A 21285-nucleotide genomic window follows, 5' to 3' on the forward strand; every position below is an offset into this window, starting at 1 on the left:
CGCGACGCGGGCGTGACAGGAGACTCCCGTCCAGCATCACGAACGCGTGAATGGAACGTCCCACAAGCGTGACCGTTTGCGACCGATGATCTCCTCTCAAATCGTCCCGTTTGCTCGTCGCGTCTGGCGTATCGCCAGGACCGAGATCGTCGCGCTCGCCGCCCTGTTCGTCGTGGCCGCGGGGATCATGACCTTCGTGGAACTGGCGGACGACATGACCGAGGCCGACGGCCGGGCCTTCGACCAGGCGGTGCTGCTGGCGCTGCGGCCGGGCGGTTCGGCGGACGGTTGGGGTCCGCCCTGGCTTGAGACCGCCGCCCTCGACCTGACGTCGCTGGGAGGGATCTCGGTCCTCGGCCTGTTCGGCGTCATCGTGGTGCTGTTCCTGATCCTGCAGCGCAAGCGGCTGTCGGCCCTGTTGCTGGTCTTGGGCCTGGCCGGCGGAGTGGTTCTGAGTGAGGGGCTGAAGGCGATGTTCCAGCGCGACCGGCCCCCGGAAGCGTGGCGGGCCGTGGAGACCATCAACGCCAGCTTCCCCTCGGGCCACGCCCTGCTGTCGGCCGTCTTCTATCTCAGCATCGGCGTCATGTTGACCCGGGCGTTCCCGCAGCGGCGCTTCAAGGCCTATGTGCTCGGCGTCGCCCTGCTGCTGACCCTGATCGTCGGCCTGACCCGGGTCTATCTTGGGGCGCACTGGGCCAGCGACGTTCTGGCCGGCTGGAGCGTGGGCGCGGCCTGGGCCATGGCCTTGTGGCTGGTCGCCTATACGGTGCAGCGCAGACAGGCGGTCCATACCCGTGGTCCGCACGACGAGACCTTGCCGGACGACCCCATCCCCGATACAGACCCGCCCGTCATCGGGGAGTAGCCGCCCGCACCGATCAGCGGGGTTCGCGTCAACACACTTCCTCTCGCCCGGAGAGGATGGCGCGTTCTTTAGTGGCCCTATCGCCTCGCGCGCGGCGCGAGGCTGCTTGAGGGCGGACCATATCGGTCCTCAAGCAGCGAGCCTCCGCGAGGCGAGCGTAGGACGACTAACTGGCGAGACCGTTGGCTTCGCAGGGTGCTTCACGCGGGGCCCGGCTGCGACGCCGATGGTCTGTCCGCCGCCGCCCCGCGAACGATGATGTGTTGGACGCCTTTCTGATCTCGACCGGCCTCGTCTCCATCGCGGAGATCGGCGACAAGACCATGCTGCTGGCCATCATGCTCGCCGCGGCGTGGCGGCGGCCCCTGCCGATCCTGCTGGGCATATTCGTGGCGACCCTGGCCAACCACGCCTTCGCCGCACTGGCCGGCTCGGTGCTGGCGCGCTTTATGGACGGCGACTGGGTGCGCTGGGGCGTGGGCCTCGCCTTCCTCGGCTTCGCGCTATGGGCCCTGATTCCGGACCGGTTCGACGAGGCGCCGGACCAGACTGAGAAGACCTTCGCCGGCGTCTTCTGGACCACGACCGCCGCTTTCTTCGTGATCGAGATGGGCGACAAGACCCAGGTCGCGACGGCCATGCTGGCCGCACAGTTCCAGAACCTGCCGCTTGTGGTGGCCGGCTCGACCCTGGGCATGATGCTGGTGAACGGCCCGGCCGTCCTGCTGGGCGAGACGGCGGCGAAACGTCTGCCGCTGGGCTGGATTCGTCTGGCGGCGGCGGCGGGTTTCGCGGCGACCGGGGTTTGGGTCCTGCTCGCGGGCTGATAGAAGCGACTCCTCCCCGGAAAGCCCTGAATCGTATGCGTACCTTCCTTCGTTTCGTCGGCGCCGTCGTGCTCCTTGTCCTGATGGGCCTGTTGCTGTCGCCCGGCGGGACCATTGAGGAACAGCTGATCTGGGACAAGGCGGCTCATTTCATCGCCTTCGGTCTGATCCTCTGGAGCCTCGGCGTGCTCTTCCGGCGCCTGCCGCGGACCTGGGCGGCGCTGCTGGCGATCGCCCTCGGGGCGGCGGTTGAGGTGGTGCAGCGCTATGTCGGCCGTGATCCCAGCTGGGGCGATCTTCTCGCCGACGCGCTCGGCGTGGCGACGGCGCTGCTGATCTGGGCGGTCTGGCGCAGGTTCCGGCCGCGTGAAGCGTTTCAGACTTGAAACACTGCACTCGCGAAACAGGCATCAAGGCGCCCGATTTGTTTACGCCTTCACCTTAACGCTCCCCTGATTGAGTATGGCCGGAGGAAGCCGGTTGCGGGGTCATTGGCGTCTTTTCAGGCATGAGGCAGGCCGCATCGCAGGCCCGCCAGCCTGGGTCTATGTGTTGCTGTTTGCCGCTTCGCAGCTGACCGGCCACTGGAGCGTGGCGACCTTCGACGCGATCGCCGTCTGGCTGTCGAACGGCATCCTCGCCGCAGCCCTGCTGCAACTGCATCGCCGGCCCGCTGTAGCTGTGTTGATCGCCTGTTTCACCATCAATCTGTTCAGCAATGTCATCCGCGGCGACGTCGGCATGCTTCTCTGGCTGAACGCGCTCATGAATATGGGCGAGGCTTTCCTGTGCGCCTTTCTGGCCCGGCGGGTCTGCGGCGCGGCGCTCGACATGCGCCGTCCGAAGCGGCTGCTGGCCTTCGCCGGCTACTCCGCGGTTCCCGCGGTGGCCATGACAGCCGCCATCGGTTTCGGCCTCGTGATGCTGGTTCGTGAGACCGCTCTCAGCACCGCCGCCGTATTCAACATCTATTCCTTCTTTGTCGTCGAGCTTCTGGGCCTGCTGCTGGTTACGCCGATCATGCTGCTGATCGCCCGGGCGCACCGGTTCGAGGGCATGACCCGCGCGCGCGGGCCTGAGGCCATCAGCCTGTTCGCGCTGATGCTGGTCGTGACGACGGTCGTCTTCTGGCAGAACGACCTGTCCGTCGCCTACCTGACCTTCCCGCCCATGCTGCTGATTAGTCTGCGGCTGTCGCCGACCAAGACCGCGATGGCGCTCATCCTGCTGGCCGCCATCACCGGCGTGGCGACACTGACCGGACACGGCCCCGTGCATCTGACCCGACTGGCCGAGGTTCCGGGTCTGGAGGCGGTCTCGCCCATGCTGCGCCGGCTGGGTATCTATAATCTGTACCTTCTGGCCATGGTCGCCACCGTCCTGCCGATTTCGACGGTGATGACGGAACGCCGCCGGCTGGAAACCCGTCTGCGCGCCCGGACCCTCGCGGCCCAGGAGGCCCGGCGGAAGGCAGAGGACGCGGCCGCCGCCCGCTCCCGCTTCCTGGCCATGATGAGCCACGAGATGCGCACGCCCCTGAACGGCGTCGCCGGCTTCGCCGATGTTCTGGCCGGACGTCCGGGCCTCGACGCCGAGGCCGTACGTCAGGCGCGCCAGATCCGTGAATCCAGCGACGGCCTGTTGATGCTGGTCGAGGACATCCTCGATTTCGCGCGCGGCGACGACACTCTGACGAATGAGCCGCTCGACCTTGCCGCCGTGGCCCGCGAGACTGTCGCGCCCAGCCTCGCCGCCGCCGAGGCGCGTGGGCTGACACTGAGCATCGACGACCGGCTACCGGCCCAGGCCCGCTTCACCGCTGACAGGCGCGCGCTCCGCCAGGCCCTGCATCCCCTGGTCGCCAATGCGGTCAAATTCACCGAACGCGGCGAGGTTGTGGTGCGGCTGGATCGCGCCGGCGACGGCGTCTGCATCCGGGTCTCGGACACCGGCTGCGGCATCGAGCCGTCGGTACTTCCGGACCTGTTCGAGGCCTTCGCCCAGGGCGACGCCTCGATCCGCCGCAATCACTCCGGCGTGGGCCTGGGTCTGGCTCTCGCCGCGCGCCATGTGCGGCGCATGGGCGGGCGGATCGACGTCGACAGTCGTGTCGGCGAGGGCTCGACCTTCATCCTGCACCTGCCTTTCGAGCGCGTCGCCGACGCCGTCGAGGATATTCGTCCGGAGGAGACCGTCGCGGCCCCGGTCGAGGATTCCAGCCGCGTTCCCTGCGTGCTGGTTGTCGACGATCACCCGGTCAATCGCGAGGTCGCCCGGATCATGCTGGAGGCCTTCGGCTGCGAGGTGGTGGAGGTTTGCGACGGCCAGCAGGCGCTCGACGCCGTGGCGGAACGGCCCTTCGATCTTGTGCTGATGGATGTGCGAATGCCGGTCATGGACGGACTGGAGGCGACGCGCCGCATCCGGGCCATGCCGGATGCGGGCGAGATTCTGTCCATTGTGGCCATGACCGCTGACGCCATGCCCGAGGATGTGACCCGGTGCCTCGCCGCCGGCATGAACGCCCACATGGCCAAGCCGATCAACCAGGCCGGTCTGCTGTCGATGGTGAACCGGGCCCTGTCCGGCGACCTCCCGGCCGCCCGCGTGACCCTCGAGTCCGAGGCGGCCTGACGTTCTAGCTGCCGTATCGACCCACCAGCGGAAACCGTTCGGCCCAGAAGGTCGTCAGTTCGGGCAGGGCGTCGACGCGCCGCATGACCTCGCCCATGCGCGGGGCGACCTCATGGAATCGCTTGCGATGCGGCGTCCAGCGGCTGGCCACCGAGACATACAGGTCCAGCACCGTCAGCTCTGCGCCAAGAAGGAAACGCCCCGGCGTGATCTGGCTTTCCATCGCCGCCCAGCAGTCGGCGATGCGTTCGGCGGTGCGGACCTTGATCGTTTCCTGGGCGGCCGGATCGTCTCCGGCCAGTCGCGACGGCTCGTCCCGCACCCAGAACATCGAATAGACGGCCGCCGGGACGAAGGTCATCCAGCGCAGGAACTGCGCCCGCCGCGGGTCGCATGGTTCGGGCGCCAGCGCTGCCTCGGGATGCTGTTCGGCCAGCCAGATCAGGATGGCGGCGCTCTCGGTGATGGTCTCGCCGGCGGGGGTGATCAGGGCCGGGATCTGCCGCATCGGATTGACCGGGGCGACCTTGTCGCGCTCGGCCTCGCCCTCCCAGGTGACGGCTTCGATCACTGTGTACGGGGCGCCGATCAGGGTCAGGGCCGCCTCGACCGGGACCGAGCCCGATCCCATGGCGCCATAGACAGTGTAGGTCATGGATGTCTCCTCTTCCGGCGGTCAGGCTAACGCTTCGCCCGCCCCTCCGCGCCCAAGACCTGCCCGGACCGCCATAGGGAGCGCTTGGGCTTGTCCCCAACCGCATCCCCAGAGACCTGCGGTCGACCTACCACATGTAGCGGTCGCGCAAAAAGTGATCGCAATATAGCCGCATTTCGGCTTGGCGCCGGGGCCGTCCGCCCGCATGGTGAATTCTCAATCCCGGATTCGCCTTCAGAGCCCTGTACCCGATGAACGCGCACGTCTCGATCAAGCCCACCACGCCCGGCCTCCTCACCGCCTCGGCGGCCTACAAGCCGTTCCGCTACCCGTGGGCCTTCGACATGTGGAAGAAGCAGCAGCAGGTCCACTGGATGCCCGAAGAGGTGCCGCTGGGCGAGGACTGCAAGGACTGGGCGGCCAATCTGACGCCGTCCGAGCGCAATCTGCTAACCCAGATATTCCGCTTCTTCACCCAGGCCGACATCGAGGTCCAAGACAACTACATGGAGCGCTACGGTCGGGTGTTCAAACCGACCGAGGTCAAGATGATGCTGGCGTCCTTCGCCAACATGGAGACCATCCACATCGCCGCCTACGCCCTGCTGCTCGAGACAATCGGCATGCCCGAGAGCGAGTTCGGGGCCTTCATGGAATACGAGGCCATGCGCGACAAGCATGACTTCATGGGCAAGTTCGGGGTCGAGACCAACGGCGACATCGCCCGCACCCTTGCCATGTTCGGCGGCTTCACCGAGGGGCTGCAGCTGTTCGCCTCGTTCGCGATGCTGATGAATTTCCCGCGCCAGAACAAGATGAAGGGCATGGGCCAGATCATCAGCTGGTCCGTTCGCGACGAGAGCCTGCACTGCGACGGGATCATCAAACTGTACCACGCCTTCAACAAGGAGACGGGCGCGGTCACCCCCGAGGTCGCCGCCGACATCATCGACTGCTGCAAGACCGTGGTCGAGATGGAGGATCGCTTCATCGACCTCGCCTTCGAGATGGGGGCGGTCGACGGCATGACCCCGGACGACATCAAGCAATACATCCGCTTCATCGCCGACTGGCGTCTGCGCCAGCTGCATCTGCCCGAGGTTTACGGCGTCAAGGAAAACCCGCTGCCGTGGCTGCAGTCGCTGCTGTCGGGCGTCGAGCACGCCAATTTCTTCGAGGCCCGCGCCACCGAATACTCCAAGGCCGCCACTACCGGCGCCTGGCACGGGACCGAGGGCGTCTGGGGCAGTTTCGACGCCATGATGAAGAAGCGGGCCGAAGGCGCGGAGGCGTGACGTCTCCTCCCTGTCGCGAAGCGATGGGGAGGTGGATCGGACCGCAGCGACGAGACGGAGGGGTTGGTAGCCTCGGAACAGTTGGTTCGCGACCAGGGCCCCTCCACCGCTTTGCGGTCCCCCTCCCCATTGCATGGGTAGGAGACTTTCAGATGCCCGCGTACCACTCGTACCCCCGGTCTTCCCAATAGCCGCCCTTGCCGCCGCCGATGTGGGCGAAGCTTTCGACCGCCTCGATCCGCCTGATGTATTTGGCGTGCTTGTAGCCCAGCTGGCGTTCGACTCTCAGCCGCAGCGGCGCGCCGTGCGGGACCGGCAGGGTCTCGCCGTTCATGGCCCAGGCGAGGATGGTCTGCGGGTGCCGGGCGTCGATCAGGTCGATGCTCTCATAGTAGCGGTCCCCGTCCTCGGTCTGGGTCAGGGCGTCGAAACAGTGAAAGACGATGTAGCGCGCCTCGGGCCTCAACCCGGCCTCGTCCAGCAGGGTCTCCAGCCGCACGCCGGTCCATTCCCCGATCGAGGTCCAGCCCTCGACGCAGTCATGCTTGGTGATCTGGCTCTGCGACGGGCGGGTGCGCAGCTCCGCCAGACTCAGCGACAGGGGCCGCTCAACCAGACCGTCGATGACCAGCCGATAGCCGCCGAAGCCATCGGCCTTGAGCGCCTTGTAGTCGGCGGCCGCCGGGCTGATGGACCCATTGGGTTTGAAGTCGGGTGAGATTTCGGCGCGGCTGTAGGTCGGGGCCAGGGCGTCGCGGGGGATCAGCAGGCGTTGCGTCCGGCGGGTCAGACCCTCGCCCATCCGACGCGCCTGTTCGGCCAGACTGGTCCCGGCCTGACCACAGGCCGAAAGGAGGGCGGTCGCGGCCGTGGCGACAGCGCCGGTCAACCAGCGGCGGCGGTTCATGACGCATCTCCGGCATCGGCCGGCGGTTTGCGCCGGAGCTTTGGCCCGGCCGTGGAACCCGGCGGCTCGATCACGAACCAGCCGGTGAACATCGACCGCATATTGTTAAACAGGCCGGTCCAGATCACCAGACCGACATGGATGACGATGAAGCCGACGATCAGCCCCGCCGAGATGAAATGCAGCGTCCGCGCCGACTGCCGCCCGCCCATGAGATCCAGCAGCACTCCGCCCACCGCGTTGAAGCCGGGCGACATCGACAGGCCGGTAATCAGCATCATCGGCAGGACGATCAGGATCATGGCCAGATAGGTCAGCTTCTGGATGACATTATAGGCCCGCGCGTGATCGTCGGTCGGAAAGTGAAACCGGGCATGCTCCACCACCGCGGGGCCGAAGCCCTTCAGGTCCGCGGGGGTCGGCCACATACGGCGGCCGAAGCGGCGGGTGATCAGGCCCAGCAGCAGATAGGCCAAACCGTTCAGGACGAAGATCCAGGCGAACAGGAAATGCCAGTTGCGCGCCTCGGCCAGATTGCGGCCTTGCGGGATCAGCAGCCAGTCCGGCGGGGTCGGGGTGCTCAGCCAGGGGTCGGCGAAGGTCGAGCGGACGCCCCAGTACAGATGCGGATGGGCCAGCAGGATGTTGAGTCCGCTCATGATCAGCACCACGACGGCGGCGACGTTCAGCCAGTGCGCGAGCCTGACCCAGGCGGGATGCCGCCACGTGTCGGTCCGACCACGTGACAGGGGGCGGTCCGCGTGGGGCTTGGGTGGTTCGGTCGAAGGCTCGCCGGCGATGTCGGTCATGGTCATCCCCAAGCTACGCGGTTCGCGCCCGACGGTCTCATGACCATGGGCGGGGCGCAACGCCGCTGACCGCGCCTACGACGCGTCAGCTTCGGGGATTACAGGCCCGGTCTCAGTATCCCGGCGTGCGGGTCACGCAGGACCGGGGCGAGCGTTTGCAAGCGGCGACTTCGGCCGCCCAGGCGGCGCGTTCGCGCTCGTACCGGAGGCGGGCGGCCTCGGCGGCGGCGGCGTCTGCCTCCCACTGGGCGCGCTGGGTTTCAAGACGCGCGACTTCGGCGCGCCAGCGGGCGTCCTCGGCTTGCCAGGCGGCGGCTCCTTCGGTCTCGCGGCGCTCGGCGGCTTCGTTGCGGGCGGTGATCCCGGCGTTCAGCCGAATCGTCTCGGCGACCTCGGTGGGGTCCTGCTCAGCCTCTGGCGCAGCGCTGTAGCTCTCGCCGCGCAGCCGCAGCCATTCCTCGGAGCCGGGCGTCGGGCTGGTGGCCGGCGCTGCGGGCGCGGTGGTCTGCTGAGGCGTCGTCCTCTGGATCGGAGCCTGGGGCGGGGTCGTCTGGGCGACGACGGGGGCGGCGGCCAGCAGCAGGGCGGTCACGGCGGCGAGGGTGAAACGGGTCATGCAGGGCCTCCTGAACAGAAAAGCATGCGGCGAAGCTGGGCGGCTTCGTCGGGATACGCCAGTGATAACGCCGGTCGCGCGATTTGGTCCCTTCACTGTGGCAGGCGCAGGGCGAAGGTCGTGCCGGTCGGCCCGGTCTCGACCAGGGTCAGGGCGCCGCCGTGACTGGCGGCCAGTTCGCGCGAGATAGCCAGGCCCAGTCCGGCCCCATCCGAGGCCCGGCCGCTGACGAAGGGCTCGAACAGGCTTTCCGACAGGCGCGGCGAAATGCCGGGGCCGTCGTCGGCGATCTGGATGATGCAGTCGCCCTTCTCGGTCGAGACGGTGACGTGGACCACGCCCCTGCGGCCCGTGCGGCGGGTGGTGTCGCTCTCGATCGCCTGACGGGCGTTGCGCATCAGATTGACCAGCACGCGGTGCAACTGGTCAGAGTCCGCGTGGACGCTCAGGCGCGCCGGAATGGATTTGGTTAGGCGGACGCCCTCCGCCGTCAGCCCGGCGTCCTCGGCCGCCGCTGCGATGGCGGGGGCCAGCGGGATGCGGACCCGCTGGGGCGGAGGCTCCTCGCTCTTGCCGTACTCCAGCACATTGCGCGACAGGGCGGCGGCGCGGCCCAGCGCCCGTTCCAGCCGCGGCAGGACGCGGGCGACCTCTGGGTCGGGCGAGTCGGCCAACCTCTCGGATGCAAGCTGCGCCGAGGTCAGCATATTGCGCAGGTCGTGATTGATCTTGGCCACCGCCTCACCCAGCGCGACCAGACGGGCGCGGGAGCGCAGGGAGACGCGCACCTCCTCCTGCATCCGGGCCAGCTCACGCTCGACCCGGCCGATCTCGTCGTGCCGATCACTGGGCGGGTCGCCCTCGGTCTCGGGGTCGAGGGCGAAATGCTCGATCGAGCGGGTCACCCGCCGCAGCGGCTGCAGCACCAGGAAGGCCAGAGCGCCGTACAGCAGTCCCCCGGCCACCAGCGAGATCAGCAGCGACATCAGCAGGCTGTTGACGAGGAAGGCGCCCAGCTCGGCTTTGAGCGGTTCGGCGGGCGCCAGAATCTCGATGAAGTCGCCGGAGCGGTAGCGCGGCCGGGCCTGAACCCGAATGGACCGATCAGGGTGGCCGAACAGGGTGCGCCAGGGATCGGCGATCCGGGTCACCGGCCGGCTCTGGCGCAGGTCGATCAGGTCCGGCGTCCGGGGCAGGTTGGGGGCCTGCAGCAGGAGCCGACGCACGCCCTGGTCGCCGACCACCACCGCCTGCACGCCGCCGATGGCCAGCAGCTGTTCAGCGGCGTCGTCCTCGACCGCCGAATAGGGCAGGGCCTCGACCCCGACCGAGGCCAGTTCCGCGGACTGCAACCGGTCCAGCAACCAGCGCTCGTGGAAGCTGGCCGCGCTGGGGACGATGATCAGGATCTCGACCACCACGGTGAAGATGAAGGTCAGCAGCAGCAGCCGCCAGGCGAGGGCGTCGGGGGCATGGATTTTCAGCCGCTCGCGCCAGTCAGCGGGCACGCGCAGCCCCCTTCGAAGGGCGCCAAGAAGGGGCCGGAACCGGTTCATCCCGGGCTTAACGCAAGGCTTGGGCCAAAAGCTGCGCCGTTCATGCAGAAGCCTTTCGGCCCAGAGCCTTCTGCAGGCTCTTCAACCCGAAGGGCAGCACCACCGCCAGGACGAAAACGCCCGCCATCGGGGCCCAGAACTGGCCGAACAGGGCCTGGAAGTCGGGGTTGGGGTTGGTCGTCAGCAGCTGGTTCAGCCGCGATCCGATCCAGCAGTAGATGATGTGGGCCGGCAGCAGGCCGATGACCGTGGCGACCGTATAGGGCGGCAACCGCACCGCCATGATCCCCGCCGCCACATTGATCATATGGAAGGGCACGACCACGGCGAGGCGCGAGGCCAGGACATACCAGAACGTATCCTTGTCGATGGCCTGACAGACCTTCTGCATCAGGCCCTGGTCGCGTTCGGCCTTTTTCCTCAAGGCCTCCCCGAGCGCCGAGCGGGCCACGGCATAGACGATCAGGGCGCCCACGGTGGCGGCGATCGAGGTCGAGATTCCGCCGACCCAGGGGCCGAACAGATAGCCGGCGGTGATGGTGACGAAAAAGACGCCCGGCACCACGCTGGCGGTCAGGATGGCGAACACCGCCATCAGGATCAGCAGGCACAGAAGGTAGTTGGCGTCCTTGAAGGCGTGGAATTCCGCGCCGTGATCGCGGATGGTGTCCAGCGAGAGGTACCGGTTCCAGCCCATGGCGAAGATCAGGGCGATGACGCCGGCCAGCAAAATCAGGGGCAGAAAGCGTTTGATCCGGTCCATTGTCTCTCCGCAGAGGGGCCGTCGGCGTTGACACCGCGGGCCCTGCCGCTTATACGCCCGCCCTTCCCGCGACGGACGCTTTCCGCCGCCTTTTTGTTTTCAGTCCCAGGAGCCGAACGTGAAGCGGACCTATCAGCCGTCGCGACTCGTGCGCAAGCGCCGTCACGGCTTCCGTTCGCGGATGGCCACCAAGAACGGACAGAAGATTGTTGCGCGGCGTCGCGCCAAGGGCCGCAAGCGCCTGACGGCCTAGTCTTTTCCAGTCCTCCCCCGTCGGGGGAGGGGGACCATGCGAAGCATGGTGGAGGGGGCCGGACCCGAAAGTCTGTGGATGGGATTCGCCCCCTCCACCGCTTCGCGGTCCCCCTCCCCCAACGGGGGAGGAATAATGAGCGACCCTTTCAAAATCGAACGCCTGACTTCGCGGCCCCAGTTTCTGGCGGCCGCGAAGGGCGTTTCAGAGGCCCGCGGCGCGGTGGTGGTGCAGCGGCTGGATCGCCGGGACGGCGTCCAGACCGTGCGGCTGGGCTTCACCGCCACGCGCAAGGTCGGAAACGCCGTCATCCGCAATCGCGCCAAACGCCGTTTGAGAGAAGCCGCCCGCGCTGCTGCGCCCCTGTTGGCGGTCCCCGGCAGCGACTATGTCTTCATCGCCCGCATGGGCACGGCGGACCGTCCCTGGGACCGTTTGCTTGACGATGTGAAATCGGCGCTTACAAGGCTCGCGACCCCGCGACCGGCGCCCAAGTCCGCGCCTTCCCAACCCGCGCCCGCCGGCCAGGATTCCTGATTTTCATGCCTCCTCAAGACAACAGCCGAAACACGATCCTTTTCGTCGTGATCGCCGGCATCATGCTGCTCGCCTACAGCTTCTTCGTGATGGAGCCCCAGGCCGCAAGGCGGAAGGCCGCCCAGCAGGCTGCAGCCGAGCAGACCACGGCCGGTCCGGCCTTGGTGACGAGCGCATCGCCCGTCGCCGCCGTCTTCACCGACGACCGCACGGTCGCGATGGCCCGCGGCGGCGACCGGGTGCCGATCAAGACCGGAACAGTGACGGGTTCGCTGTCGCTGCGCGGCTCGCGCATCGATGACCTGTTCCTGACCGGCTATCAGGAAACCAATGAGGCGGGCTCGCCGCCGGTCGAACTGTTCCGCCCTGAGGGCATGCGTCATGCCTATCAGGCCCAGTTCGGCTGGAACGGGCCGAACGTCCCGGGCGGCGTGCCCGGTCCGATGACGCCGTGGCGTCTGACCCAGGGCGCGACCCTGACGCCGACCACGCCCGTCACCCTGACCTGGGACAACGGCGCGGGTCTGCGCTTCACGCGCCGCATCGCCATCGACGCCCAGTATCTGTTCACCATCACCGACACCGTCGCCAACTTCAGCGCCCAGCCGATCACCATCGCGCCCTGGGGCCGGATCGAGCGTCAGGGCGTGCCGAACACCCTCGGCAACAACCAGATCCTGCACGAAGGCGGCATCGGCACCTTCGGCGCCGACGGCAAATACACGACCCAGCAGCTCAAATATAAAGCCTGGGTCAAGAAACCGGTGCAGGAGCACAGCTCGACCGGCGGCTGGATGGGCATCACCGACAAATACTGGCTGGCCGCCCTGATCCCTCAGCAGGACGAGCAGATCGAGGCCGCCTTCCGGGTCACCGAAACCCCCAATGCGGACATCCATTCGGCCACCATGCTGGGCGAGGCGCACACCATCGCGCCGGGTCGCCAGATCACCGAGACCCAGCGCCTGTTCGCCGGCGCCAAGCGCAACGAAATCCTGGCCGGCTATGAGACCAGCCTCGACCTGCCGCGCTTCGTCTACGCCATCGACTGGGGCTTCCTGTTCTTCCTGACCCGCCCGATCTTCTGGCTGGTCGAGTTGTTCTACGGCTGGTTCGGCAATTTCGGCCTCGCCATCCTGGGCCTGACCCTGACCGTCCGCCTGATCATGTTCCCGCTGGCCAACAAGAGCTACGAGAGCATGTCCAAGATGCGGACCCTCCAGCCCAAGATGGAGGAGCTGAAGAAGAAGCACCCCGACGATCCGGCGAAACAGCAGCAGGAGCTGATGGCGCTGTATCAGAAGGAGAAGATCAATCCGCTGGCGGGCTGCCTGCCCCTGCTGCTGCAGATCCCGGTCTTCTACGCCGTCTACAAGATGCTGTTCGTGACCATCGAGATGCGGCACGAGCCCTTCTTCGGCTGGATCCGCGACCTGTCGGCGCCCGACCCCTCGACCATCTGGAACCTGTTCGGCCTGATTCCGTGGGACCCGTCCTCGACGCCCCTGATCGGGACCTATCTGGCTGGCACCTTCGCCCTCAGCATCCTGGCCATCTTCTACGGCCTGACCATGTGGCTGCAGATGGCGATGAGCCCGCCGGCGCCCGATCCGATGCAGCGCCGCATCTTCCAGTTCATGCCGATCGTCTTCACCTTCATCATGGCCACCTTCCCGGCGGGTCTGCTGATCTATTGGGCCTGGTCCAACATCCTGACCATCATCCAGCAGTATGTGATCATGCACCGCCTGAAGGCCGAGAACCCGATCGACACCTTCATCGAGCGGATCAGGAAGGCGAAGGCCTGAGTTGGACGAGTTCACTGCGGAAGAACTGGAGCAGGGACGTATCCTGTTCGCGCGCCCCGCGACCTTCGTCATGGGCTGCGCCAAGATCGAGCAACTTCCCGATCCGGATCTGCCCGAGGTCGCCTTCGCCGGCCGGTCGAATGTCGGCAAGTCCAGCCTGATCAACGGTCTGGTCGGCATGCACAAACTGGCCCGCGCCTCCAACGAGCCGGGCCGGACGCGCGAGGTTAATTTCTTCGACCTCGACGGCAAGATGCGGCTGGTCGATCTGCCGGGCTACGGCTGGGCCAAGGCCTCGAAGTCAACGGTGAAGAAGTTCCAGGACCTCGGCCGCGACTATCTGCGCGGCCGGGTGACGTTGAAACGCGTCTATCTGCTGATCGACGCCCGCCACGGCCTGAAGAAGGTCGATGACGAGGCGCTGGACGCCCTCGACCTCGCCGCCGTCAGCTACCAGATCATTCTGACCAAGGCCGACAAGCTCAAGAAGGGCGAGGCCGAGAAGGTTCAGGAAGCGACTCTGAAGGGCGTTTCCAAACGCGGCGCCGCCTATCCGGCGGTCATCGTCACCTCGGCCGAGAAGGGCGACGGCATGCCCGAACTGCGGGCCGAGATCATGCGGACCACGGGCGTGACCCTCTAGTACCCAACCACTCTCCGCTCATCCCGGCGAAAGCCGGGACACGGTTCTGTCCAGCTTGGCGCTTGCGTTTCAGGACGATCTGTCCGTGTCTCATTGGCATGCGATCGTCGCCCAAAGCACTGGGTCCCGGCTTTCGCCGGGATGAGCGGATAAGAAATTGATGCAGTCGCGCACGATCCAGACAGACGGCCTGAAACAGCAAATCCTCGAGGCCGGCAGCGGTCCTCTGGTCCTGCTCATCCACGGCTTCCCCGAACTCGGAATCAGCTGGCGGGCTCAGGTTCAGGCCCTCGCCGACGCCGGCTTCCACGCGGTCGCCCCGGACATGCGCGGCTACGGCGGGACCGATAAACCGGAGGCGCGCGACGCCTATTCCATCCTCCACCTGGTCGGCGACCTGGTCGACCTGGTCCAGGCGCTCGGCGAGACGTCGTGCGTCGTCGTCGGCCATGACTGGGGCGCGCCGGTGGCCTGGCACTGCGCCCTGACGCGGCCCGACCTGTTCCGCGCCGTTTTCGGCCTGTCGGTGCCGTTCCAGCCGAGGCGGCCGAAAGGCCCGCCGACCGCGGCCATGGCGGCGATCTCCAGACGCCTGGGCAAGGGCGACCTCTACATCAGCCGCTTCCAGGCCGACGACGCCCATGAGGTCTTCGACGCCGATCCCGCGACGGCCCTGCGCAAGGCCTTCTACTGCTACGACGGAGCCACGCCCGACGGCCGCCAGTCGACCGGCTTCATTCCCGAGGGCGAGAGCTTCATCTCCACCGTCCCCGATGACGCGACCCTGCCGCCGTGGATGAGCCCGGCCCATTTCGCTGAGTATGTCGACGCCTTCGCCGCCGGCGGCTTCAAAGGTCCGCTCGACTGGTACCGCAACCTCGACCGCAACTGGTCGATGACGGCGCATCTGCAGGACGCCCGAATCACCGTGCCCGCCGCCTTCGTGGTCGGGGAACGCGATCCTGTGCGGAACTACTCAGGCCAGCATGAGGCGGGGCTGAAGGAACAGGCGCCCGACCTGCGGATGCAGGTCGTGATCCCCGGCGCCGGTCACTGGATCCAGCAGGAACGGGCCGAGGAGGTTAACCGCCTGCTGTTGGAGTTTCTGGCCGGATTGAGAGGCGGCGATTTGGCCGCCTGATCCTGCGTCCGCCACTCTGGACGCGGCCGGTTCGCTTCGGTCTAGTCGGTCCGGGAAACAACAGGAGCGTAAGCCATGGTCCCCACCCTCTGCACCGGCGACCTCGACCGCCGCGCGTTGCTGACCGGCGCGGCCGCCCTGGGCGCAGCCGGCCTCGTCTTCAGGCCCGGCCCCGCGCTGGCTCAGTCCGGCGACCTGCCCGCGCTCACGGCCGCCGTGGCCGAGGGCAAGGCCGCCGCGATCGCCCGCATCCAGGAGTGGATTCGCCGGCCGGCCATCGCGGCCGAGAACCGGGATATGGAGGCCGGCGCCGACTACATGATGGCCCTGGCCCGCGACGCCGGATTCACGGGGGTCGAAAAGGTCCCGACCGACGGCCATCCGGGTGTTTTCGGCGTCATGGACGTTGGTGCGCCGCGAACGCTGGGCGTCTATTTCATGTACGACGTCAAACAGTACGACCCGGCCGAATGGTCATCGCCGCCGCTGGAGGCCGCCCTGATCGACAAACCCGGCTTCGGCCGTGTGATCGTCGGGCGCGGCGCTATCAACCAGAAGGGACCAGAGGCCAATTTCCTCGCTGCCCTGCATGCCCTGCGCGCCGCCGGAAGGACGCCGCCGGTCAATCTGGTTCTGGTCTGCGAAGGTGAGGAGGAGATCGGATCGCCGAACTTCCGTCAGGTCGTTACAAGGCCCGATATCCTGGCCGCGCTGAGACGCTGTGAAGGCGTCTTCATCCCGACCGCGTGGCAGTCGCCGAGCTCGGGGGCTGTCCAGATCAATCTGGGGGCCAAGGGCATCATCGAGTGCGAACTGGTCGTGTCGGGAGAGCGTTGGGGGCGTGGGCCGACGGGCGACATTCATTCCAGTCAGAAAGCCAATGTCGATTCCCCGGCCTGGCGGTTGGTCGCCGCCCTGTCGTCACTGGTGACGGCCGACGGCAATACCTCGACCATCGACGGCTGGTTTGAACATGTCCGCGACCTGACCCCGCGTCAGCGCGAGCTGATCTCCGCCGCCGCCGCCGCGGGCAGCGAGGCTGACGCCATGCGCGCTCTCGGGGTCAAGGTCTGGATCGACGACCTGCCGTGGGAACAATCGTTGGTGCGGCTGGCGTCCCAGCCCACGGTCAATATCGAGGGGCTGGTGTCGGGCTACACTGGCCAGGGCGGCAAGACCGTTTTGCCCGGTCGCGGCGTCGCCAAGCTGGACTTCCGCCTGGTGCCCGATCAGACGGTCGAGGACTGTCTGGCCAAGCTGCGGAGGCACCTGGACTCAAGGGGTTTCTCCGACGTCGAGATCAATTTTACCGGCGGCTACAATCCGACCCAGACTGCTGAGGACGCCCGGATCATCCGCGCCCAGCAGGCGGTGTACAGCCGTGCCAGCATCCATCACACCCTGTATCCCCGCCTTGCCGGATCCTGGCCCGGCTGTGTCTTCACCGATGCGCCGGTCAACCTTCCGGCCGGACAGTTCGGTCTCGGCCATGGCAGCGGCGCCCATGCTCCCAACGAATATATCGTCGTCGATTCGATCAATCCGGCCGTGGCGGGGATCGAGGCCGCGACGTTGGGCTTCATCGACTTCATGTATGAAATGGCGACAGTTACCTGAAGGCTATCGGGCGGTAGAAACGGGCTGCGAGCCCTTCTCAGACCGGATGCGTCGGTTCCGGCTTGACCCCGGACGGGGCCGGCTCGGGCGTCGAGGGCGCGTCGGGAAGGGGGATGAATTCGACGTCGTCCTCGACGGGGAGGGCCATGCGTCCGGCCTTCCAGTCGGCCTTGGCCGCATCGATCTTCGCCTGGGACGAAGAGACGAAATTCCACCAGATCACACGCGGCCCGATCGGCTCGCCGCCCAGCACCATGACGGTCGAGGGCCGGATCGCCTTGATGGTCGGTTCGGCCGCCGGTTCCAGGACGATCATCTGACCCTCGTGGAAGGTTCGGTCGCCAACCTCGATCTCGCCCCTGGCGACATAGAGAGCCCGCTCCGAATAGCCGCCGGCGCCCTTGCCCGGGGGCGGGGCCGTGCGGACGCCCTCGGCCAGTTCCCAATGGACATAGAACAGGGGCGAGGCGGTCTTGACCCGGGCCGAGGCGCCGTAGGCCTCGCCCGCCACCAGCCGCGCGAACAGGCCCGCATTCTCATAGGCCGGCAGATCGGGTCCGGCGTAGTGCTGGAAGGCCGGATCGCAATCCTCGCTCTCGCCGGGCAGGGCGATCCAGGCCTGCATCCCGTGCATCGGACCACCCTCGGCCCGCTTGGTCGGCGTGGTCCGCTCCGAATGGACGATGCCCTTGCCGGCCGTCATCCAGTTGACCTCGCCGGGGCGGATCGCCTGGGTGGCGCCGGTGCTGTCCCGATGGATGATCTCGCCCTCGAACAGATAGGTCAGGGTCGACAGGCCGATGTGCGGGTGGGGGCGGACGTTGATCGCCTCGGAACCGGGAGCGAACTCGGCGGGCCCCATCTGGTCGAGGAAGATGAAGGGGCCGACCATGCGCCGGGCATGGAAGGGCAGAATCCGTCCAACATCGAAGCCGCCGAGGTCCTTGCGGCGAGCGTCGATCACCATCTCGATCATGCTGTGAATCTCCCTGTGTGGCGAGCATCGCCCCAAGGCCCGGAGGTTGCAATGGCGGGAATGACCTAGAGCGGCAGACGGCTGATCACGGCCGGAATGGGGATCGCCGGCGGCGCGCCGTCCTGGGCGAAGTCGCTCCCTGGCCAGGTCATTGGCTCCGGCGGCCGCGACGGCCTCGGCCCGCAGGACGGAAGGCCTGAACGTCGGTTTCCGCAGACGCAGCGACGCGCGCCGGATCCTGCCGCGCCGCCGCACTGGCAGCGGGAAGGGCCAGCAGTCCGGCCAGCGTGATGACGGTTCCAAGGCGCATGACGATCCTCCCCAAGGCTCGCTGCGACCATCCGACGGTCGACGAGGGCCGCCAACTCAAGGATTGGTAATGTGGCTCAGGCGAGGTGGGGTGTGATGATGCCGAGCGGCAGGGCGGTCACATTCTTCACCCCGCGGGTGACGATATGGCTCTCGCAGTCCGAGACGATGCCGAGACTGAGCAGCTTCAGCCGCAGGAACTGGTCGAAGGCGTGCATGTCCGAGGTGATGATCCGCAGCACATAGTCCTCGCGTCCGGTGATGGTGGCGCACTGCACCACCTCGGGCCAGGCCGAGACGGCGGCCTCGAATGCGTCGAGATTTTCGGTCGAGGGCAGGCTCAGCTTGACGATCGCATAGACCTCGAAATCCAGGCCCAGCTTGGTCGCGTCGAGCAGCGTCACCCGCTTGCGGATGAAGCCCGTATCCTCCAGTCTCTTGATGCGCCGCCAGCACGGCGAGGCCGACAGGCCGACCCGGTCCGCCACCTCGGCCACCGACAATCCGGCGTCCTGCTGCAGGATGTCCAGAATTCGGGCGTCGACGGGATCCAGATCGTCAGCCAAGGCGTTTCTCCTGATCGTGTTATGGCGCAATAAAATACCGCTAAACCCGCCAAGGCAAGGTCAAAATCGAGCGAGCCTTGTCTGGCGCCTCGTGCTAATTGCGCCGGAGGAAACGCGGTCGGATCAACCGGACGGGACGGAATGAAGAAGCCCAATACCCAAGCCCTCTCCCTGCGCGTGCCCGAGCCCTCGGGCCGGCCCGGCGACCCCACCGACTTCAGCCATCTGAAGCTCGACCCGGCCGGCGCCGTCGAGCGGCCGGAGGTCTCGACGAAGCCCTTCGATATGCGCGACCACGCCTTCCGGTTGGTCCGGGTGCTGGACGATGACGGCAAGGCGGTGGGCCCGTGGAATCCGAAACTGGACCCCGAGACCCTGCGCCGCGGCCTCAAGGCCATGATCCTGACCCGCGCCTTCGACGACCGGATGCATCGCGCCCACCGTCAGGGCAAGACCAGCTTCTACATGAAGTGCACGGGCGAAGAGGCCATCGCCGTGGCCCAGGGCATGATCCTGTCCCGCGAGGACATGGGCTTCCCGACCTATCGCCAACAGGGCCTGCTGATCGCGCGTGGCTATCCGCTCGCGACCATGATGAACCAGATCTATTCGAACGCGTCCGACCCGATCAAGGGCCGCCAGCTGCCGATCATGTATTCGGCGAAGGACTACGGCTTCTTCACCATCAGCGGCAATCTCGGCACGCAAGTCCCCCAGGCCGTGGGCTGGGCCATGGCCAGCGCCTACAAGGGCGACGACAAGATCGCCATCACCTGGATCGGCGACGGCGCCACCGCCGAGGGCGACTTCCACAACGCCCTGACCTTCGCCGCCGTCTATCGCGCGCCGGTGATCCTCAACATCGTCAACAACCAGTGGGCCATCAGCTCTTTCATGGGCATCGCCGGCGGGCTGGAGACCACCTTCGCCTCCAAGGCCATCGGCTATGGGCTGCCCGCGCTGCGCGTCGACGGCAACGACTTCCTCGCCGTCTGGGCCGCGACCCAGTGGGCCGAGGAGCGCGCCCGCTCCAATCAGGGCGCGACGGTCATCGAGCTGTTCACCTACCGCGGCGCCCCGCACTCGACCTCGGACGACCCCAGCCGCTACCGCCCCGCCGACGAGCACGACAAATGGCCGCTCGGCGACCCGGTCATGCGCCTGAAGCAGCACCTGATTGCCCTCGGCGAATGGTCCGACGAGCAGCATACCGCCGCCGAGGCCGAGGCTGTCGAACAGGTCCGCGCGGCCGGCAAGGAGTCCGAAGCCATCGGCACGCTGGGCCAGTCGCGCCCCTCGGTGAAGACCATGTTCGAGGAGGTCTATGCGACCGAGGACTGGCGCATCACCGAACAGCGTCGCGAGGTGGGGGTATGACCATGAGCGAAGGCACCTTTACCAAGGCCGACCGCACCGACGGCCTCGAGCCAGACGGCGACACCGTCGGCTCGCCCGCCCCGGCGACCGCCAACGCCGCGCCCGCCGTCATGCCCATGAACATGATCCAGGCGCTGAACTCGGCCCTGCACGTCAAGATGGCCGAGGACCCCGATGTCCTCAGCTTCGGCGAAGACGCCGGCTATTTCGGCGGCGTCTTCCGCGTCACCGACCAGCTGCAGCAGAAGCACGGCCTGACCCGCAGCTTCGACGCCCCGATCAGCGAATGCGGCATCGTCGCCGCCGCCATCGGCATGGGCGCCTATGGCCTGCGCCCGGTCGTCGAGATCCAGTTCGCCGACTACATCTACCCCGCCTACGACCAGATCGTCTCCGAGGCCGCCAAGCTGCGCTACCGCTCGGCCGGCCAGTTCACCAGCCCGATCACGGTGCGCAGCCCCTACGGCGGCGGCATCTTCGGCGGCCAGACGCACTCACAGAGCCCCGAGAGCCTGTTCACCCACATCGCCGGCCTCAAGGTTGTCATCCCGTCCAACCCCTATGACGCCAAGGGCCTGCTGACCGCGGCGATCGAGGACGACGACCCGGTCATCTTCTTCGAGCCCAAACGCCTCTACAACGGCCCCTTCGACGGCTGGCACCAGAAGCCGATCAGCCCGTGGAAGGCCCAGGAACTGGCCCAGGTCCCGACCGGCAAATACGTCGAGCCGATCGGCAAGGCGCGGATCATGCGCGAGGGCGCCGACGTCACCCTCCTCTGCTACGGCACCATGGTCTGGGTCAGCCTCGCCGGCGCCGAACACGCCGGCGTCGACGCCGAGGTCATCGACCTGCGCACCCTGGTGCCGCTGGACATCGAGACCATCGAGGTCTCGGTGAAGAAGACCGGCCGCTGCGTCATCGTCCACGAGGCCCCGAAAACCTCGGGCTTCGGCGCCGAGCTGTCGGCCCTGGTGCAGGAGCGCTGCTTCTACCATCTCGAGGCGCCGATCGCGCGGGTGACCGGCTGGGACACCCCCTATCCGCACGCCTTCGAATGGGAATATTTCCCGGGACCCGAGCGGGTCGCTGTGGCCCTGAAGGCCGTCATGACTGGAGGACGCTAGG

General features: G+C 67.1%; 21 protein-coding genes. 13 read left to right on the top strand and 8 right to left on the bottom strand.

Annotated features, from left to right (window positions below):
- Positions 1-85 precede the first annotated feature (85 nt).
- The 4 genes from ACTIEW_RS12650 (at position 86) to ACTIEW_RS12665 (ending at position 4329) form a co-directional block, all read left to right on the top strand.
- Positions 86-868: a phosphatase PAP2 family protein gene (locus ACTIEW_RS12650; protein WP_439478258.1), complete on the top strand. Its 783-nt coding sequence runs from the start codon at positions 86-88 to the stop codon at positions 866-868.
- A gap of 263 nt (positions 869-1131) precedes the next feature.
- Positions 1132-1695, top strand: coding sequence for a TMEM165/GDT1 family protein (locus ACTIEW_RS12655; RefSeq protein ID WP_439478259.1), 564 nt, complete (start codon positions 1132-1134; stop codon positions 1693-1695).
- A gap of 35 nt (positions 1696-1730) precedes the next feature.
- Positions 1731-2081, top strand: a complete 351-nt coding sequence (locus ACTIEW_RS12660) for a VanZ family protein (RefSeq protein ID WP_439478260.1) — start codon at positions 1731-1733, stop codon at positions 2079-2081.
- A gap of 166 nt (positions 2082-2247) precedes the next feature.
- Positions 2248-4329, top strand: coding sequence for a response regulator (locus ACTIEW_RS12665; protein ID WP_439478261.1), 2082 nt, complete (start codon positions 2248-2250; stop codon positions 4327-4329).
- A gap of 4 nt (positions 4330-4333) precedes the next feature.
- Here ACTIEW_RS12665 and ACTIEW_RS12670 read toward each other — a convergent pair whose 3' ends face one another.
- Complete coding sequence (locus tag ACTIEW_RS12670) at positions 4334-4984, bottom strand: glutathione S-transferase family protein (protein ID WP_439478262.1); 651 nt, start codon at positions 4982-4984, stop codon at positions 4334-4336.
- A gap of 251 nt (positions 4985-5235) precedes the next feature.
- On the opposite strand from ACTIEW_RS12670, the gene ACTIEW_RS12675 reads away from it, so the two are divergent.
- A complete protein-coding gene (locus ACTIEW_RS12675) occupies positions 5236-6279 on the top strand; it encodes a ribonucleotide-diphosphate reductase subunit beta (protein ID WP_439478263.1) in 1044 nt (347 codons plus the stop codon).
- Between the two features lie 148 nt (positions 6280-6427).
- Here ACTIEW_RS12675 and ACTIEW_RS12680 read toward each other — a convergent pair whose 3' ends face one another.
- The 5 genes from ACTIEW_RS12680 to ACTIEW_RS12700 form a co-directional block, all read right to left on the bottom strand.
- Positions 6428-7186, bottom strand: a complete 759-nt coding sequence (locus tag ACTIEW_RS12680) for a molybdopterin-binding protein (protein ID WP_439478264.1) — start codon at positions 7184-7186, stop codon at positions 6428-6430.
- Positions 7183-7995, bottom strand: coding sequence for a cytochrome b/b6 domain-containing protein (locus tag ACTIEW_RS12685; RefSeq protein ID WP_439478265.1), 813 nt, complete (start codon positions 7993-7995; stop codon positions 7183-7185). Before ACTIEW_RS12685 ends, ACTIEW_RS12680 begins: the two co-directional genes overlap by 4 nt.
- 112 nt (positions 7996-8107) lie before the next feature.
- Complete coding sequence (locus ACTIEW_RS12690) at positions 8108-8611, bottom strand: cell wall hydrolase (RefSeq protein ID WP_439478266.1); 504 nt, start codon at positions 8609-8611, stop codon at positions 8108-8110.
- 92 nt (positions 8612-8703) lie between these two features.
- Entirely contained in the window at positions 8704-10119 is a 1416-nt protein-coding gene (locus ACTIEW_RS12695; RefSeq protein WP_439478267.1) for a sensor histidine kinase, read from the bottom strand.
- Between the two features lie 88 nt (positions 10120-10207).
- Entirely contained in the window at positions 10208-10930 is a 723-nt protein-coding gene (locus ACTIEW_RS12700; RefSeq protein WP_439478268.1) for a TVP38/TMEM64 family protein, read from the bottom strand.
- Between the two features lie 118 nt (positions 10931-11048).
- On the opposite strand from ACTIEW_RS12700, the gene rpmH reads away from it, so the two are divergent.
- The 6 genes from rpmH (at position 11049) to ACTIEW_RS12730 (ending at position 16929) form a co-directional block, all read left to right on the top strand.
- Positions 11049-11183: a 50S ribosomal protein L34 gene (gene rpmH / locus ACTIEW_RS12705; RefSeq protein WP_003164000.1), complete on the top strand. Its 135-nt coding sequence runs from the start codon at positions 11049-11051 to the stop codon at positions 11181-11183.
- 135 nt (positions 11184-11318) lie between these two features.
- Complete coding sequence (gene rnpA / locus ACTIEW_RS12710) at positions 11319-11720, top strand: ribonuclease P protein component (RefSeq protein ID WP_439478269.1); 402 nt, start codon at positions 11319-11321, stop codon at positions 11718-11720.
- A 5-nt stretch (positions 11721-11725) separates the two neighbouring features.
- Complete coding sequence (yidC, locus tag ACTIEW_RS12715) at positions 11726-13528, top strand: membrane protein insertase YidC (RefSeq protein WP_439478270.1); 1803 nt, start codon at positions 11726-11728, stop codon at positions 13526-13528.
- A 1-nt stretch (position 13529) separates the two neighbouring features.
- The gene (gene yihA / locus ACTIEW_RS12720) at positions 13530-14171 is read left to right on the top strand and encodes a ribosome biogenesis GTP-binding protein YihA/YsxC (RefSeq protein WP_439478271.1); all 642 of its coding nucleotides are present in this window, start codon (positions 13530-13532) and stop codon (positions 14169-14171) included.
- 160 nt (positions 14172-14331) lie between these two features.
- Positions 14332-15312 carry an alpha/beta fold hydrolase gene (locus tag ACTIEW_RS12725; RefSeq protein WP_439478272.1) on the top strand — a complete coding sequence of 327 codons (981 nt, stop codon included), beginning with the start codon at positions 14332-14334 and terminating at the stop codon, positions 15310-15312.
- A gap of 75 nt (positions 15313-15387) precedes the next feature.
- The gene (locus ACTIEW_RS12730) at positions 15388-16929 is read left to right on the top strand and encodes a M20/M25/M40 family metallo-hydrolase (protein ID WP_439478273.1); all 1542 of its coding nucleotides are present in this window, start codon (positions 15388-15390) and stop codon (positions 16927-16929) included.
- 37 nt (positions 16930-16966) lie between these two features.
- Here the strand turns inward: ACTIEW_RS12730 and ACTIEW_RS12735 are convergent, their stop codons facing one another.
- Positions 16967-17905, bottom strand: coding sequence for a pirin family protein (locus tag ACTIEW_RS12735; RefSeq protein WP_439478274.1), 939 nt, complete (start codon positions 17903-17905; stop codon positions 16967-16969).
- A 386-nt stretch (positions 17906-18291) separates the two neighbouring features.
- Complete coding sequence (locus ACTIEW_RS12740; protein WP_439478275.1) at positions 18292-18780, bottom strand: Lrp/AsnC family transcriptional regulator; 489 nt, start codon at positions 18778-18780, stop codon at positions 18292-18294.
- 141 nt (positions 18781-18921) lie between these two features.
- Here ACTIEW_RS12740 and ACTIEW_RS12745 point away from each other — a divergent pair, with 141 nt between their 5' ends.
- Both ACTIEW_RS12745 and ACTIEW_RS12750 read left to right on the top strand, forming a co-directional pair.
- Positions 18922-20157 (top strand): thiamine pyrophosphate-dependent enzyme, encoded by a 1236-nt coding sequence (locus ACTIEW_RS12745; RefSeq protein ID WP_439478276.1) that lies wholly within the window; start codon positions 18922-18924, stop codon positions 20155-20157.
- A gap of 2 nt (positions 20158-20159) precedes the next feature.
- On the top strand, positions 20160-21284 hold the full coding sequence (locus ACTIEW_RS12750) for an alpha-ketoacid dehydrogenase subunit beta (protein ID WP_439478277.1): 1125 nt from the start codon (positions 20160-20162) through the stop codon (positions 21282-21284).
- Position 21285 lies beyond the last annotated feature (1 nt).

Source organism: Brevundimonas sp. (assembly GCF_051860745.1).
Lineage (GTDB): Bacteria > Pseudomonadota > Alphaproteobacteria > Caulobacterales > Caulobacteraceae > Brevundimonas.

Bases quoted from the DNA above. Each gene is read 5' to 3' on its own strand.
- ACTIEW_RS12650 (WP_439478258.1), top strand. From the start codon at position 86: ATGATCTCCTCTCAAATCGTCCCGTTTGCTCGTCGCGTCTGGCGTATC.
- ACTIEW_RS12660 (WP_439478260.1), top strand. From the start codon at position 1,731: ATGCGTACCTTCCTTCGTTTCGTCGGCGCCGTCGTGCTCCTTGTCCTG.
- ACTIEW_RS12670 (WP_439478262.1), bottom strand. From the start codon at position 4,984: ATGACCTACACTGTCTATGGCGCCATGGGATCGGGCTCGGTCCCGGTC.
- ACTIEW_RS12675 (WP_439478263.1), top strand. From the start codon at position 5,236: ATGAACGCGCACGTCTCGATCAAGCCCACCACGCCCGGCCTCCTCACC.
- ACTIEW_RS12680 (WP_439478264.1), bottom strand. From the start codon at position 7,186: ATGAACCGCCGCCGCTGGTTGACCGGCGCTGTCGCCACGGCCGCGACC.
- ACTIEW_RS12685 (WP_439478265.1), bottom strand. From the start codon at position 7,995: ATGACCGACATCGCCGGCGAGCCTTCGACCGAACCACCCAAGCCCCAC.
- ACTIEW_RS12690 (WP_439478266.1), bottom strand. From the start codon at position 8,611: ATGACCCGTTTCACCCTCGCCGCCGTGACCGCCCTGCTGCTGGCCGCC.
- ACTIEW_RS12700 (WP_439478268.1), bottom strand. From the start codon at position 10,930: ATGGACCGGATCAAACGCTTTCTGCCCCTGATTTTGCTGGCCGGCGTC.
- rnpA (WP_439478269.1), top strand. From the start codon at position 11,319: ATGAGCGACCCTTTCAAAATCGAACGCCTGACTTCGCGGCCCCAGTTT.
- yidC (WP_439478270.1), top strand. From the start codon at position 11,726: ATGCCTCCTCAAGACAACAGCCGAAACACGATCCTTTTCGTCGTGATC.
- ACTIEW_RS12725 (WP_439478272.1), top strand. From the start codon at position 14,332: ATGCAGTCGCGCACGATCCAGACAGACGGCCTGAAACAGCAAATCCTC.
- ACTIEW_RS12730 (WP_439478273.1), top strand. From the start codon at position 15,388: ATGGTCCCCACCCTCTGCACCGGCGACCTCGACCGCCGCGCGTTGCTG.
- ACTIEW_RS12735 (WP_439478274.1), bottom strand. From the start codon at position 17,905: ATGATCGAGATGGTGATCGACGCTCGCCGCAAGGACCTCGGCGGCTTC.
- ACTIEW_RS12745 (WP_439478276.1), top strand. From the start codon at position 18,922: ATGAAGAAGCCCAATACCCAAGCCCTCTCCCTGCGCGTGCCCGAGCCC.
- ACTIEW_RS12750 (WP_439478277.1), top strand. From the start codon at position 20,160: ATGAGCGAAGGCACCTTTACCAAGGCCGACCGCACCGACGGCCTCGAG.